This window comes from Streptomyces sp. NPDC056527, assembly GCF_042794475.1.
Classification (GTDB): domain Bacteria; phylum Actinomycetota; class Actinomycetes; order Streptomycetales; family Streptomycetaceae; genus Streptomyces.
Genome location: NZ_JBHTTQ010000008.1, coordinates 1 through 14,180, shown reverse-complemented (window position 1 = coordinate 14,180; position 14,180 = coordinate 1). Strand labels below are relative to the sequence as shown.

The window sequence follows — 14,180 nt, the reverse complement described above, 5'->3', positions numbered from 1 at the left end:
AACGGTGTCTTGGGTATGGACCGTCTCCGCCTCAGGAAGTCATCGCTCGCTCGGGAATCCCCTGAAACAAGCAGGGGGGAGGGTCGCGGCGGTCACGAGGCCGTGCGGATCACGTCCGTCACTCTGCACTCCACGGTGCCGGTGACCTGGGACAGGCTCTGCGCGCGTCCCTGCGAGACCTGGCCCGGCGCCAGGTGATCGACGGTCGTGTCGGCCTCCGCGACCCGGTCGCCCGAGGGCACCACGAACTCCACGCCGATGAGGTAGTCGCTGGGCTTGCCGCTGCGGTTCGTGACCGTCACGTCCGCATGCGGCCACTTCGTGACGGCGTCGACCTGGCAGGCGGTGATCCGCACGTCGCCACGCGGCCCGTCGGGATCGTCACTCCCCGGGTCGTCGACGGAGAGGACCACCGCCACGATCCCACCGACGAACACGAGGGCGAGCACGACGAGGACGATCAGGCTGGTGGTCAAGCACGTGCGGCGCCGTCGCGGCGGGCCTGGCGGCGGCTGAGCCGACCATTGCGGACCGCTGGGAGGAGCCGTCATGGTGTCCTCTCTCCGTACTCGATCCGCCCCCGTACGTTCCCCGTACCTTCCGTTGCTTCCAGAATGCTCCGGGATCCCACCGTCGGCACGCCGGGCTCGCGGAATTCGCTGGGCTTCCGGGTCCGGCGCAGGGGATCATTCCCGGCATGGCCGATTGGGCGACGTACGTGGTGGTGCCGGAGGACGGCGATGCGGACCGTCACGAGGTGTACGAGGCACGGTTCGGAGCGGTGGGCCTCGATCTCGACCTGCTGGCCGGGCCCGATGTCGTGGTGCCTCTGCTCCGCTCACGCGGCCGGGTGGAGGGACGGTGGCGCGACGAGGGGATCTGCGAGGCCGGGGCGCTGATCGATCTGCGGAGCAAGACCCTTCTGTTCTTCGCCCGGGAAGGTCCGGTCACACAGATGCGTCTTCGCGCTGCCACCTGGGAGCTGCTGCGTCGGGCCTGGCAGGGGTGGGAGCTGCGCTGGACGTGCGACGGCGCTGCCGATCTCGCCGCCCGTCTGGGCCTGGACCCGGAAGAGGTACGTGAACCTCCTCGAAGGGTCTACCCGGACTCGGCCCTGGACCTGGGGGACGACGAGTTGGAGGAACCCGACCCCCTCGTCCGTGTCCTCACGATCGGCGACGCCGGCCGCTGCCACGTCCTCTCCGGCGTCAACGACCACCCGATCGCCGAAGGTCCGGCTCTCGTCGACCGGCTCACCGACGCGCCGGATCACGGCGTGTACGCGCTTGCCGCCGATTCCGGCATCCATGTCGATCCCGCGCGGCGACGGGTCGGCTGGTGGCTGCTCGACGCCGTACCAGGAGCCCACGACATGGCGGCCCGCTGGCCGGGCTGGACGGTCGATTTCTGGCAGGACCGCTGGGAGGAGCATGTACGGGTCGCGGGCGGACGGTTCGCACCCCCTGCGGTCCTCGCGGAGCAGGCTCTCGCCGAGCTGAGGAGTGAGGCCCTGGAGCACTGGTCGCAGGGACCGTCGTCCGACTGGGTCGGCTGGATGCAGGCATCCTCGCCGGAGTCCGTCCGCCACTCCGTGATCGCGGCCCTCGGCGGGTTCCGCTCCCCCGGTCGCTGAGCCGGGCAAACCGCCTCGCCGCTCACCGCGGTTGATCGGCGGTGTCGGTAGGTTGGGGGCCATGCCGCATGTCCGCAACCGCACCCCCGCCCACCCCGTCGGCCGCACCCGGCGCTGTCTTCTGGCCGCTGCCGCCGCCCTCACCCTCGTCCCGCTCGGGGCCTGCGGCCGGGGCGGCACCCCGGCCACGCCGTCGTCGCCACCCCCCTCACCACCACGCGCGTCCGCGGGCGGTGCGGCGGCGATGCCCGTGAACGCGCGTCTGCGGGAGCTGGAGCGCAGGTACGACGCACGGCTGGGCGTGTACGCCATCGACACCGGCAGCGGTCGTGAGGTCGCGTACAACGACGGCGCCCGCTTCGCCTACGCCTCCACCTTCAAGGCCCTCGCCGCCGGCGCCGTACTGCGCACCTACACCTCGGGCGGGATGGGCCGGAAGGTCACGTACTCGCGGGGCGACCTGGTGGACCACTCCCCCGTGACCGAGAAGCACGTGGGGACCGGGATGACCCTGAACGAGCTGTGCGAGGCCGCCGTGCGTCACGGCGACAACACGGCGGTCAACCTCCTGCTCGACCGACTCGGCGGCCCCAAGAGGCTCGACGCGATGCTCGACGAGTGGGGCGACCGGATCACCCGGGTGGAACGCCGTGAGCCGCAGCTGAACGAATGGGCGCCGGGCGCCACACGAGACACCAGTACGCCGAAGGCCCTCGCCCAGGACCTTCGCGCCCTGGTCCTGGGGGACGTCCTCGGCCCCGACGAACGCGCCCGGTTGACGACCTGGCTGAGGACGAGCACCACGGGCACGGAGCTCATCCGGGCCGGGATGCCCAAGGGTTGGGTCGTCGGCGACAAGTCCGGCGCGGGCAGCACGTACGGCACGCGCAACGACATCGCCGTCGCCTGGCCCCCCGGTCGCGCACCCGTCGTCCTGGCCGTCCTGTCCAACCGCCCCACCCAGGAGGCTCGTTACGACAACAAACTGATCGCCGACGCGGCCGCCGTCGTCGCCGAGTCCCTGTCATGACGCGCGTGAGCAAGCAGACGGAGGACACGGCCCTGGTCCCCGTGCCCGCCGGGCAGGTCACGCTGTCGGACCGCCGGACGCAACGCCGCTGGTCGGTGGAGGTCGCCCCGTACGAGCTGGCGCGCTTCCCGGTCACGCAGGACCGCTACGCGGAGGTCACCGGGCAGCGGCCCGGCACCGCCCACGGGGAGCGGTTGCCCGTCGAGGGGGTGTCGTGGTGGGACGCCGTCCGGTTCTGCAACGCCCTTTCCGAGCGGGAAGGGTTCGCACCCGCCTACCGCATCGACGATGACAGCGAGGGTGACGGCATCGAGTGGGACAGGTCGGCCGACGGATACCGGCTGCCGACCGAGGCCGAGTGGGAGCACGCCTGCCGCGCCGGTTCGGACGGCCCGCGCTACGGGCCGCTCGACGAGATCGCCTGGTACCGCGGCAACTCCGACGAACGTCTTCACGAGGTGGGCACCAGGCGCCCCAACGCGTGGGGGCTGTACGACATGATCGGCAACGTCTGGGACTGGTGCTGGGACGTCTACGACCCCGAGGTCTACGGGTCCTATCGGGTGCTGCGCGGTGGGGGCTGGTTCGACGAGCACTGGAGCTGCCGGGCGTCCGCCCGCCGGCGCAGCCACCCGACGTTCCGCGTCGACGACGTGGGCTTCCGCGTCGCCCGCTCCCTCGCGGACCCCGCCCCGCGCTGATCGCCGACGGGCGGCGCGACCACGGCCCTCGCCGACATCAGCATCACTCCGAAGCACCACGTGCTACCTCGTACCAACTCGTACTACCTCGTCAAGGAGCAACTCCCCATGCGTCACGCGGATCTCGTCTTCCTCTCGGGTGCCGTCCTCACCATGGATCCCTCAGCACCCCGTGCCACCGCTCTGGCCGTCAGCGGGGAGCGGATCGTGGCGGTCGGCGGGGACGAGGAGGCGCGTGAGCTGGTCGGGCCGGGCACGCGGGTGGTGGACCTGGCGGGGCGCGCGCTGTTGCCCGGATTCCAGGACGCGCATGTGCATCCGGTGTACGCCGGGCTGGAGTCGGGGGCCTGCGACCTCTCGGGGACCACGGATCTCGGCGAGTACCGGCGGCGGATCACGGCCTACGCCGCCGCCCATCCCGAGAGGCATTGGATCACGGGTGCCGGCTGGTCGATCGAGAGCTTCCCCGGCGGACTGCCGACCCGGCAGATGCTCGACGAGCTGGTGCCCGACCGCCCGGTGCTCCTGGCCAACCGGGACCACCACGGTGCCTGGGCCAACACCCGCGCACTGGAGCTGGCGGGCGTGACCGCCTCGACGCCCGACCCTGCGGACGGGCGCATCGAACGCGAGCCGGACGGCACCCCCTCGGGCATGTTGCAGGAGGGCGCGGTCCTCGTGGTCAGCCGGGTCGTGCCCGCGCCCACCGAGCAGGAGCTGCTGGCCGGACTCGAGCGCGCCCAGCGCCTGTTGCACTCGTACGGCATCACCGCCTGGCAGGACGCCATCCTCGGCTCCTACGGCGGCCATCCCGATGTCTCCGAGACCTATCTGACGGCCGCCGAGAGCGGTCTGCTGACCGCTCGCGTCAACGGCGCGCTGTGGTGGGACCGCGAGGCCGGCGCCGAGCAGATACCCCACCTCGTGGAGCGGCGCGCGGCGTTGCGCCACGGCCGGTTCCGGGCCGACTCGGTGAAGATCATGCAGGACGGTGTGGCCGAGAACTTCACGGCCGCCATGACCGCTCCGTATCTCGACTCCTGCGGCTGTGTCACGGGCAACGCCGGCCTGAGCTTCGTCGATCCCGTCGCGCTGCGCGCGTATGTCACCCAGCTGGACGCCCTGGACTTCCAGGTGCACTTCCACGCGCTCGGCGACCGCGCCGTCCGTGAGGCCCTCGACGCCGTCGAGGCCGCCGGGAAGGCCAACGGACAGCGCGGCAACCGTCATCACCTCGCCCATCTCCAGGTCGTGCACCCCGACGACATCCGCCGCTTCGCGCAGCTCGGCGCGGTCGCCAATCTGCAGCCCCTGTGGGCGGCCCACGAGCCGCAGATGGACGAGCTGACCATCCCGTTCCTCGGCCCGGAGCGCGCGGGGTGGCAGTACCCCTTCCTGGATCTGCACCACAGCGGCGCGCGGCTGGCGGCGGGCAGCGACTGGCCCGTCAGCTCCGCCGCTCCCCTGGAAGGCATTCACGTCGCGGTCAACCGGGTCGAGCCGGGCCGTGACCCGGAGCGCGTCTTCCTGCCGCGTCAGCGGCTCGACCTCACGACGGCGCTCACCGCCTACACGGCCGGCTCCGCGTACGTCAACGGACTCGACGACACGGGGACGCTGCGGCCGGGCGGGCTCGCCGACCTGGTCGTCCTCGACCGTGACCCCTACGCCGTGTCCGCCTCGGAACTGGCGGGGCTGCGCGTGGAGGCCACGTACGTCGGCGGTGCTTGCGTCTACGAGGGCTGAGCCGGTCCGGTCGGTCGGGTCACAGGCTCGTGTCGCGGTGGGTGGGCCGGCCGTCGAGGGCGGTGAGCAGGACGGGCAGGTCCGGCAGTTCGGTGGCGGCGACGGTGAGCGGGTTGTCGGCGAGGACAGTGAGGTCGGCGCGGTGCCCGACGACCAGCCGGCCCGCCTCGTGCTCCTCGCCCGCCGCGAACGCGGGGCCGACGGTCATCCCCTGGAGCGCTTCCAGGGCTGTGAGCGCCTGCTCGGGGCCGTGCGGGGGCTGGGCGAGGTCGCGGCTCGGGCGGCGGTGCCGGGCGCCTGCCATGACACCCAGCGGCGGGAAGGGCGCGATGGGCCAGTCGGAGCCGAGGACGACGGACGCTCCGGAGTCGCGCAGGTCGCGGCAGCGCCAGGCACGGGAGGCCCGCTCCTCGCCGAGGCGGCGGGACCAGTTGTCGGTGTGGTCGGCGCGGGTGAAGTCGCAGCAGTGCGTGGGCTGCATGGAGGCGATGACACCGAGCTCGGCGAAGCGGCGCAGCGTGTCGTCCGGCACGCTCTCGATGTGCTCGATGCGGTGCCGCACCCCGCTGCGGTCGCCCGCCTGTGCCTTCTCCACGGAGTCGAGGACGTGCCGGACGGCAGCGTCGCCGATGGCGTGGGTGGCCGTGGGCACCCCGGCCCGGTGCAGCTCCCCGATGATGTGGGTGTAGGCGGCGGGGTCGGGCCAGAAGGCGTGGGTGGACTCGCCGTGGCAGTCCGGGTGCTCGAGCCAGGCGGTGCCGTTGTCGATCGTGCCGTCCATGAAGAGCTTGACGCCGGCTGTCCGCCAGAGCGCGCCGCCGGTGCCCTGCCGGTCGATCAGCGCGCGCAGCCCCTCTGCGTCGGTTCCCGGCTGGCACCAGGGGGCGACGCGCAGGCGCAGGGGCAGCGCGCCGACCGCGTCGAGTTCGGTGTAGAGGGCGAGGCTCTCGCCGTTGGCGTCCATGGCATGCCCGCCGGTCAGGCCGGCCGCGGCCATGGCGCGCAGCGCGGCGGCGAGGCGGTCACGGCGTTCGGCGTGCGTGGGCTGGGGCGCCGCGCGCTCGACGAGCTCGCAGGCGGCGTCCTCCAGAAGCAGGCCGGTGGGCCGGCCCGAGTCGTCGCAGACGACTTCGGCGGCCTGGTCGAAGGTCCGGGGTCCGTCGACTCCGGCCAGTTCGAGTGCACGGGGGCTGGCGAGCATGGAGTGGGCGTCGAAGAGCTGGAGCAGGGTCGGTACGCCGTCCAGCACGGGGGCGAGTGCGGCCGATTCGACGGGCCGGTCGCCGAACGCGTTGGGGTCCAGGCCCCAGCCGAAGAGCCATGCACCGGGCTCCAGCGTCCGGACCTCGCGGGCGAGGGCCTCGCGTACGGAGGCGAGGTCGGCGCAGCCCGAGAGGTCGAGGCCGTGGGTGAGTTCGGCCCCGGAGACGGGGTGGAGGTGGCCGTCGGTCAGGCCGGGGGTGACGACGGCTCCCTTGAGATCGACGACGGTCGTCGAGGAGTCGGCGAGCGCGCGGATCTCGCGGTCGTCCCCCAGGGCGGCGATCCGCCCTCCGGCCACGGCCAGGGCGGTCTCCGGCAGGAGGTGGCCGGTGACCGGGTCGAGCAGGCGGGCGGAGAGCAGGACGAGAGAGGTGCGCACAAGAGCTCCAGGAAGAAGCGGGAGGAGGGGTGGGGCAGTGGTCGGTGGGGGCGGGCGTGGGGCTGCCGTCGGCGTCCGGGCTAGAGGCCCGGCGGGCGTGGGGCTGCCGTCGGCGTCCGGGCTAGAGGCCCGGCGGGCGTGGGGCTGCCGTCGGCGTCCGGGCTAGAGGTCGCCGTCAGCGTCGGTGGAGGTCGAGGCCGCGGTGGGCGCCGAAGCGCCGGGGACTTCGCCGGCGCCCGTGTCCGCCGAGGGGGCGGCCGGGTCGAGGGTGCCGCGCGCCAGGCCGAGGTCGCGCTCGGCGGTGGTGACGGCCATCCGGGTCACCACCTCCGGCCGGTTGCTGCGGTCGGTGTTCGCGTGGGCGCCGAGGCCGTCGAGCACGACCAGGATCTGGATCGCCGTCGCGCGGGGGTCGTCCGTACGGAACTCCCCCGTGCCGACGCCGTCCCGGATGAGCCCCTCCAGCCTGTCGTCGGAGGCGAGCTCCTGCTCGGCGACCCGGTCGCGCAGCAGGGGCCGGTAGCGGCTGAGGTGCCGGGCGTTGATCCAGAGCCGGCTGATGTCGTCGTACGCCTCGCCGACGGAGAGGGCGAAGTAGCGCGCGAGGTACTGCGTGGGGGTCCCGTCGGACCGCTCGGCGGGCAGCAGCGCGTCGAGCTCGCCGGTGGCCGCGGTACTGAACGCCTCGGCGACGAGATCCTCCGCCGAAGGGAAGTAGTGGCTGATCAGACCGGGGCGTACGTCGAGCTCCTCGGCGATGCGCCGGAGGGTGACGATTTCGAGGCCCTCGGTCAGGGCGACCCGGGCAGCGGCCTCGACGATCTCCGCCCGTCGGGCCTCCGGGGACTTGCGAACTCGTTTGCGCTGGACGCTTGACGACATACCGGCGATGCTATTGAGTGTGCGACCAATAAGCAAGCAGGTGCGCACCCCACGTATCCGGAGGACCTCATGACTTCCACCATCCCCGACCCGCGCCACGGCGCCGATGGCGCGCCGCCGGTCACCGACCGGGCGGGAAGGGTCGAGGTCCACGGCATCGATCACATCCCCGATGCCGAGCGTCATGGACGACCCCGTGAGCTGTTCGCGATCTGGGCGGCGGCCAATGTGAACTACCTGAGCCTGGTCATCGGCGGAGCTCTGATCCTGATGGGCCTGAGCCTGGGGCAGGCCCTCCTGGTGATCGTGGTGGGCAATCTGTTCTGGCTGCTCACCGGAGTGCTGGCGACGTCGGGCCCGGCCGCGGGCGCGCCCAGCGAGGTGATCACGCGCGCGATGTACGGCATCCGCGGCAACCGTGTGAACAACGCGGTCACCGGCTGGATGATCTCCGTCTGCTACTTCGCCCTGAACCTGGCCGCCGCCGCGAGCGCGGCCTTCGCCCTCGTCGACAAGATCGGCCTCCCGACGAACACCGTGGTCAAGACCGCCGTCGTCCTGGCCATCGCCGCCCTCACCCTGACCATCAGCGTCTACGGTCACGCCCTGATCGTGAAGCTGTACCTGCCGATCACGATCGCGCTCACCGCCGCCTTCGGCGTGGTCGCCTACGCGGTGCTGATGCGCGCGGACTTCGGCCACGGACCCGACGCGCCGCTGACCGGTGTCGACCTGTGGGCGACCCTCCTCGCCGGCGTCACCGTCATAGCCTCCGGCCCGCTCTCGTACACGACGAGCGCGGACTTCTCCCGCTATCTGCCCCGTACGGCGTCCCCGCGGGCGGTCGCCGGCTGGACCGCGCTCGGCGGCTTCCTGCCGAGCGTCGTGGTCTGCTCGCTCGGCGCACTGGCCGCGACGGCGGTCGACATGACCGACCCGCAGACCGCGCTGGAGGAGATCCTGCCCGGCTGGTTCTACCCGGTCTTCCTGATCGCCCTGGTCCTCGGCACCATCTCGATCAACGCCCTGACCGCGTACAGCGCGGGTCTCGCCCTCCAGGCCGTCGGCATCCGCATCCGCCGTTCGCTCAGCGTGATCGTCGACGGCACCGTCGCCTCCGCCCTGACCCTGTACGCGCTGCTCGTGTCCAACTTCCTGGACACCGTCAGCAACGTGCTCCAGCTGACCGTCGTCCTGCTGGGCCCGGCCATGGCCCTCTACGCCACCGACATCCTGCTGCGCCGCAACCGCTACGACGGTCGCGCGCTGATGGACGAGACCCGGGGAAGCCCGTTCTGGTACTCCGGCGGCGTCAACGGCGCCGGCGCGGTCGCGCTCGGCGCGGGCGTGACCGCGGCCGCCCTCTGCGTCAACACGGTGTACACGGGCCCGGTCGCCGCCGCCTTGGCCGGTGTGGACCTCGCGCTGCCCGCCGGCATCGTCGTCACGTCCGCCGTCTACGCGCTGCTGATGCGGAACTCCGCTTCCGTACGCGCGGCCCGCGCGGGCGCCTGAACGTCGATACCGGTCGGGGCGGGAGCGCGGAGGGCGTCGGCAAGCGTCGCCACGGGGCGACCGAAGACCTCGTTCAGCACGAGCCGCTGATGCTTCGTCAGGGGCGTCACGAAGACGACGGCGTCTGCCCCCGTCCGCTCGCAGAGCTCGACGGCCTCGCGCACCTTGCCGGAGCCGAGCACGGTCCGTGAGGAGTACGGCGAGCCCATCAGCCGCACCCCGCCCCTGGACACGCCCCGGCGCTGGACGACCTCCCCCACGACCCGCCCGCCCCGCGCCGTCACCTCTCCGGCCGCGGCCTCCATGAGGGCGCCGAACTCCTTCCGGCGCGCGGAGAAGAACCCCACGAGGACCACGCCACTTCCGGCAACAACCACGCCCTGCAGGAAAGTCGCCCCGGCCGCGCCCACCCGCGCGCGCCGGGCCGGCCTGTGGTCGCGCCTCCGGTTCCGGTCCATGCCACCAGCGTACGGGGGGCACTTTCCGCCTCCCTCTTGCTGTTGCAAGTAATATGCAAGAAGCTGTCCGGGTCCTTACCACCTGCCCTGGACGCGGAGCCCCGTCATGCCTCCTCTGTTGCCTGACACCGGACCTCAACGAGTCATCGCCGCCTCGAACTTCGTCAACACGGTCGGCAGCGGTCTCTATCTGACCGCCGGGGTCCTGTACTTCACCCAGGCGGTGCACCTTCCGGCGGGTCAGGTGGGCCTCGGGCTCGGGATCGCCGGATTCGTCTCGCTCGCGGTGGGCATCGCCGTCGGCCGCCTCGCGGACACCCACGGCGCACGCGGTGTCTACGCGATCACCCTCGTGGTCCGGACGGCGGCGACGGCCGGCTTCGTGTTCGCCGACGACTTCTGGACGTTCGTCCTGGCGGTCTGCGCGGCCACCGGGGCGCAGGCGGCGGGCCTGGCCGCGCGCAGTCCACTGATCCGGCACTACGGAGGGGACCGGCCGCAGCGGTTCCGCGCGTATCTCCGCTCGGTGACCAATATCGGCATCTCGCTCGGCGCCCTGCTGGCAGGCTGGGTGGTCCAGGTGGGCACCCACACCGCGTACCAACTCCTGGTCGTCGGCAACGCGGTCGCCTTCGCGGCCTCCGCGGCGGTCCTGGTCCTCCTGCCGCCGGTCGCACCCGTCCCCGCGGTGGACGGCCCGCGCCGGGTCGCCCTGCGGGACCGGCCCTATCTTCTTCTCACAGCTCTCGACGGCATCATGGCCATCCAGTTCAAGGTGCTCACCGTGGCCATCCCCCTCTGGCTGGTCGAGGCCGTCACCGCACCGCGCTGGCTCATCTCGGGCACGATGCTCGTCAACACCGTCATCGTCATCGCCTGCCAGGTGCGCGCTAGCCGCGCCGTCGACTCCCCCGTCGCCGGCGGAGCCGCCTACCGACGATCGGGTGTGGCCTTCCTCGTCTCCTGCTCGCTGATCTCGCTCTCCGCCGGAGCGCCGACATGGGCCGCCGTGACGCTGCTCATGACCGCGGTCGTCGTCCACACGGTCGGCGAACTCTGGCATGCCGCAGGAGGCTTCGAGGTGTCGTTCGCCCTCGCGCCGAGGCATGCCACCGGCCAGTACCTGGGCGTCTTCGGTCTGGGTGCCGGTCTCGCCGAGACCCTCGGGCCCGGACTGCTCATCGCGCTCTGCATCACCTGGGGACGACCCGGGTGGTACGTCATGGGTGCGCTGTTCGCACTGACGGGCCTGGCCGCACCCCTGGCCGTCCGCTGGGCGCAGCGTCATCAGCCCCTCGACCCCGGCGAGGGCCCGGCGGGCCACGAGCGGACGCCACCGGCACGCAGGGCGCCGGTGGCGTCGATGCCTCAGTCGTAACTGATGTCCGTGGCGGTGTACTTGCAGTGCGTGCCGTCGGGACCGCTGCCCAGCTCGACGGGCTCCTTGCCCGTCGTGTTGCCCTGGAAGCGGACGCACGGCTTGATCTTCCCGCCGCCGTCACCGTGGATCCGGACGTTGCGCAGGGCGGCGGTGTCCCCGTAGTTCGTGTTGATGCCGACGAGCGACTTGCCGGGTGCGGTCACGTCCACGTCGTTGACGATGACCGAACGGCGGTACTGCTTGGAGCAGTTGCCGCAGGTGCGCACCAGCTTGCCGAACTCGGCGACCTGGAACCTGGTGACGACCAGCTTGCCGGCTCCGTTGAACTGGAACACCTTGTCGGAGGCCTTGCGGGCGCCGCCACCGTAGACCGAGTACACGGAGTCCGCCGAGGTGCCCTTGAAGGTGGCGGCGTCCTCGCCGACGTCCTCCCACCAGACGTTCTGGATCGTGCAACTGCCCATGCAGTGGATCCCGTCGGCGGCCGGCGAGCCGAGCACGACGTTCTTGAGGACGGCGCCGTCCTTCAGCCTGAAGAGCGGGGCCTGCCCTTCGTCCTGCCCGTCCCCGCCGAGAGCGCCGCTCCCGTGGAAGCGCTGCAGCTTGCCGTCGTACGTCCCGGAGACCTCGATCGTGCTCGTGACCGGCTTGTCACCCTTGGCCTTGGGCCAGGCACCGGCCGCGCTCGCGGGGCTCATCAGGGTGGTCGCCAGCACGGCGGTGGTCAGCCCGAGCGTGGCGGCGGCCGCGGAGAGGACGACGACGCGCTTGGGCCGTCTCTTGTGTCTGCTCATGTATCCCATGCCTTCGATGTGGGGGGTCTGTTCGTTCCTTGCGCCTCCTTGTCGTCACCGGTCGGCCGAAGGTTGCCGTGGGAATCGGGATCCCTTCTCTGCGTCGGCTCGATCCGACGGTCCATCAGGTCAAGTGTCCCGGACTCTTGACTCGGGTCGCGGCAGTCGGGATTCTCGTCACACCCTCAGCGCGGAACATGACAACTCACACGCCGCGCCGCCGACCCGTCGACCGAGGACGTGAGCGATGTCCCTGACGCGCCCCCCACGCAGCTCCATGACCGCCAGAGGCAGGGCCTTGGCCGTCCTGTCGCTGCTCCTGGCCACAGTGGCCGCCATGCTGCTCGGCCCCGCACCCGGTTCCGCCGCCGAAGAGAGCTGGTGGAACCCTTCCGCGCGCCCCCAGCCCGACTCCGCCGTCAACGTCACGGGCGAGCCCTTCAAGGGCACCAACGCCCAGGGCGAGGTGCGCGGGTTCGTCGACGCGCACAACCACCTGATGTCGAACGAGGCCTTCGGCGGGCGCCTCATCTGTGGCAAGACCTTCTCCGAACTGGGCGTCGCCGACGCGCTCAAGGACTGTCCCGAGCACTACCCCGACGGCTCGCTCGCGATCTTCGACTTCATCACCAAGGGCGGCGACGGCAAGCACGACCCGAACGGCTGGCCGACCTTCAAGGACTGGCCCGCCCATGACTCGCTGACCCACCAGCAGAACTACTACGCCTGGGTCGAGCGGGCCTGGCGCGGCGGCCAGCGGGTCCTCGTCAACGACCTGGTCACCAACGGCGTGATCTGCTCGGTCTACTTCTTCAAGGACCGCGGCTGCGACGAGATGGACTCCATCCGCCTGCAGGCCAGGAAGACGTACGAGATGCAGGACTACGTCGACAAGATGTTCGGCGGCCCCGGGAAGGGCTGGTTCCGGATCGTCACCGACAGCGCCCAGGCCCGCGAGGTCATCGCGCAGGGCAAGCTGGCCGTGGTGCTCGGCGTCGAGACCTCGGAGCCTTTCGGCTGCAAGCAGATCCTGGACATCGCGCAGTGCTCCCGGGCGGACATCGACCGCGGCCTGGACGAGCTGCACGGGCTGGGCGTGCGCAGCATGTTCCTGTGCCACAAGTTCGACAACGCGCTCTGCGGGGTCCGCTTCGACTCCGGGGCGCTGGGCACGGCGATCAACGTGGGCCAGTTCCTCTCCACCGGGACCTTCTGGAAGACCGAGCAGTGCGCGGGCCCGCAGCAGGACAACCCGATCGGCCTGGCCGCGGCGCCGAACGCGCAGAAGGAGCTGCCGGCCGGTGTGAGCGTGCCCGGGTACAGCCAGGACGCCCGGTGCAACACCCGCGGACTCACCGATCTCGGCGAGTACGCGGTGCGCGGGATGATGAAACGCAAGATGATGCTGGAACTGGACCACATGAGTGTGAAGGCCGCCGGCCGGGCCTTCGACATCATGGAGTCGGAGTCCTACCCCGGCGCGATCTCCTCGCACAGCTGGATGGACAGCAGCTGGACCGAGCGGCTGTACAAGCTCGGCGGGTTCGCCGCCCAGTACATGAACGGATCCGAGGCGTTCAGCGCGGAGGCCAAGGCCAAGGACGCCCTGCGCGAGAAGTACGGGGTCGGCTACGGCTACGGGACCGACATGAACGGCGTCGGCGGCTGGCCCGGCCCGCGCGGCGCCGACGCGCCGAACAAGGTCACGTACCCCTTCCGCAGCGTCGACGGCGGCTCGGTCATCGACCGGCAGACCACCGGGCAGCGCACCTGGGACCTGAACACCGACGGCGCCTCGCACGTCGGGCTCGTGCCGGACTGGATCGAGGACATCCGCAAGGTCGGCGGTCAGGGCGTGGTGGACGACCTGTTCCGCGGCGCCGAGTCCTACCTCGACACCTGGGGCGCCTCCGAGCAGCATCGGGCCGGGGTGAACCTGGCCGCGGGCGCTGCGGCTTCCGCCTCCACCACTGAGTGGTGGAACCCGTTCGTCACCTACGCACCCGGCCGGGCCGTGGACGGTGACCGGGGCACCCGCTGGGCGAGCGAGTGGAGGGAGGGCCAGTGGCTGCGGATCGACCTCGGGCAGCCGCAGCTGGTCAAGCGCATCACGCTCGACTGGGAGCGGGCGTACGGCAGGGCGTACCGCATCGAGGTGTCCGACGACGGCGCCGTGTGGCGTACCGTCTGGTCGACGGAGGCCGGTGACGGCGGCCTGGACACGGCGAGATTCTCCGGCACCACCGCCCGGTACGTACGGATCCAAGGAGTGCAACGCGCCACCGACTGGGGGTACTCGCTCCACGAGGTGGGCGTCTACAGCGGCTGAGCCGCGGCGAGACGGAGCGACAAGGCACGGCCCCCGGGCCGGGCGGGGGGGGGGGGCTCGGGGGCGCCC

12 protein-coding genes are annotated in these 14,180 nt (G+C 71.7%); 7 read left to right on the top strand and 5 right to left on the bottom strand.

The features are described 5' to 3' along the window. Positions 1-92: 92 nt before the first annotated feature. Positions 93-476, bottom strand: coding sequence for a hypothetical protein (locus ACFQ7Q_RS06745; protein WP_383550682.1), 384 nt, complete (start codon positions 474-476; stop codon positions 93-95). A 221-nt stretch (positions 477-697) separates the two neighbouring features. Between ACFQ7Q_RS06745 and ACFQ7Q_RS06740 the strand changes: the two genes are divergently transcribed. The 4 genes from ACFQ7Q_RS06740 (at position 698) to ACFQ7Q_RS06725 (ending at position 5,110) form a co-directional block, all read left to right on the top strand. Next, a complete protein-coding gene (locus ACFQ7Q_RS06740) occupies positions 698-1,633 on the top strand; it encodes a hypothetical protein (RefSeq protein ID WP_383550680.1) in 936 nt (311 codons plus the stop codon). 61 nt (positions 1,634-1,694) lie between these two features. Beyond that, a complete protein-coding gene (bla, locus tag ACFQ7Q_RS06735) occupies positions 1,695-2,663 on the top strand; it encodes a class A beta-lactamase (protein ID WP_383550678.1) in 969 nt (322 codons plus the stop codon). Positions 2,664-2,668: 5 nt separating this feature from the next. Continuing rightward, positions 2,669-3,364 carry a formylglycine-generating enzyme family protein gene (locus tag ACFQ7Q_RS06730; RefSeq protein ID WP_383550676.1) on the top strand — a complete coding sequence of 232 codons (696 nt, stop codon included), beginning with the start codon at positions 2,669-2,671 and terminating at the stop codon, positions 3,362-3,364. A gap of 108 nt (positions 3,365-3,472) precedes the next feature. Continuing rightward, a complete protein-coding gene (locus ACFQ7Q_RS06725) occupies positions 3,473-5,110 on the top strand; it encodes an amidohydrolase (protein WP_383550674.1) in 1,638 nt (545 codons plus the stop codon). A gap of 19 nt (positions 5,111-5,129) precedes the next feature. Here ACFQ7Q_RS06725 and ACFQ7Q_RS06720 read toward each other — a convergent pair whose 3' ends face one another. Together ACFQ7Q_RS06720 and ACFQ7Q_RS06715 are read right to left on the bottom strand one after the other, a co-directional pair. Further along, positions 5,130-6,752 carry an amidohydrolase gene (locus ACFQ7Q_RS06720; RefSeq protein ID WP_383550672.1) on the bottom strand — a complete coding sequence of 541 codons (1,623 nt, stop codon included), beginning with the start codon at positions 6,750-6,752 and terminating at the stop codon, positions 5,130-5,132. 162 nt (positions 6,753-6,914) lie between these two features. Continuing rightward, entirely contained in the window at positions 6,915-7,634 is a 720-nt protein-coding gene (locus ACFQ7Q_RS06715; protein WP_383550670.1) for a TetR/AcrR family transcriptional regulator, read from the bottom strand. 69 nt (positions 7,635-7,703) lie between these two features. Here ACFQ7Q_RS06715 and ACFQ7Q_RS06710 point away from each other — a divergent pair, with 69 nt between their 5' ends. Continuing rightward, positions 7,704-9,149 carry a purine-cytosine permease family protein gene (locus tag ACFQ7Q_RS06710; RefSeq protein WP_383550668.1) on the top strand — a complete coding sequence of 482 codons (1,446 nt, stop codon included), beginning with the start codon at positions 7,704-7,706 and terminating at the stop codon, positions 9,147-9,149. Here ACFQ7Q_RS06710 and ACFQ7Q_RS06705 read toward each other — a convergent pair. Then, positions 9,092-9,607, bottom strand: coding sequence for a hypothetical protein (locus ACFQ7Q_RS06705; protein WP_383550666.1), 516 nt, complete (start codon positions 9,605-9,607; stop codon positions 9,092-9,094). The genes ACFQ7Q_RS06710 and ACFQ7Q_RS06705 overlap by 58 nt on opposite strands. A 106-nt stretch (positions 9,608-9,713) precedes the next feature. On the opposite strand from ACFQ7Q_RS06705, the gene ACFQ7Q_RS06700 reads away from it, so the two are divergent. Then, on the top strand, positions 9,714-10,985 hold the full coding sequence (locus ACFQ7Q_RS06700; RefSeq protein WP_383550664.1) for an MFS transporter: 1,272 nt from the start codon (positions 9,714-9,716) through the stop codon (positions 10,983-10,985). Here ACFQ7Q_RS06700 and ACFQ7Q_RS06695 read toward each other — a convergent pair. Further along, positions 10,976-11,782: a pectate lyase gene (locus tag ACFQ7Q_RS06695; RefSeq protein ID WP_383550662.1), complete on the bottom strand. Its 807-nt coding sequence runs from the start codon at positions 11,780-11,782 to the stop codon at positions 10,976-10,978. The two genes, ACFQ7Q_RS06700 and ACFQ7Q_RS06695, sit on opposite strands and share 10 nt — an antisense overlap. 277 nt (positions 11,783-12,059) lie before the next feature. Here ACFQ7Q_RS06695 and ACFQ7Q_RS06690 point away from each other — a divergent pair, with 277 nt between their 5' ends. Further along, on the top strand, positions 12,060-14,111 hold the full coding sequence (locus ACFQ7Q_RS06690) for a discoidin domain-containing protein (protein ID WP_383550917.1): 2,052 nt from the start codon (positions 12,060-12,062) through the stop codon (positions 14,109-14,111). Positions 14,112-14,180 lie beyond the last annotated feature (69 nt).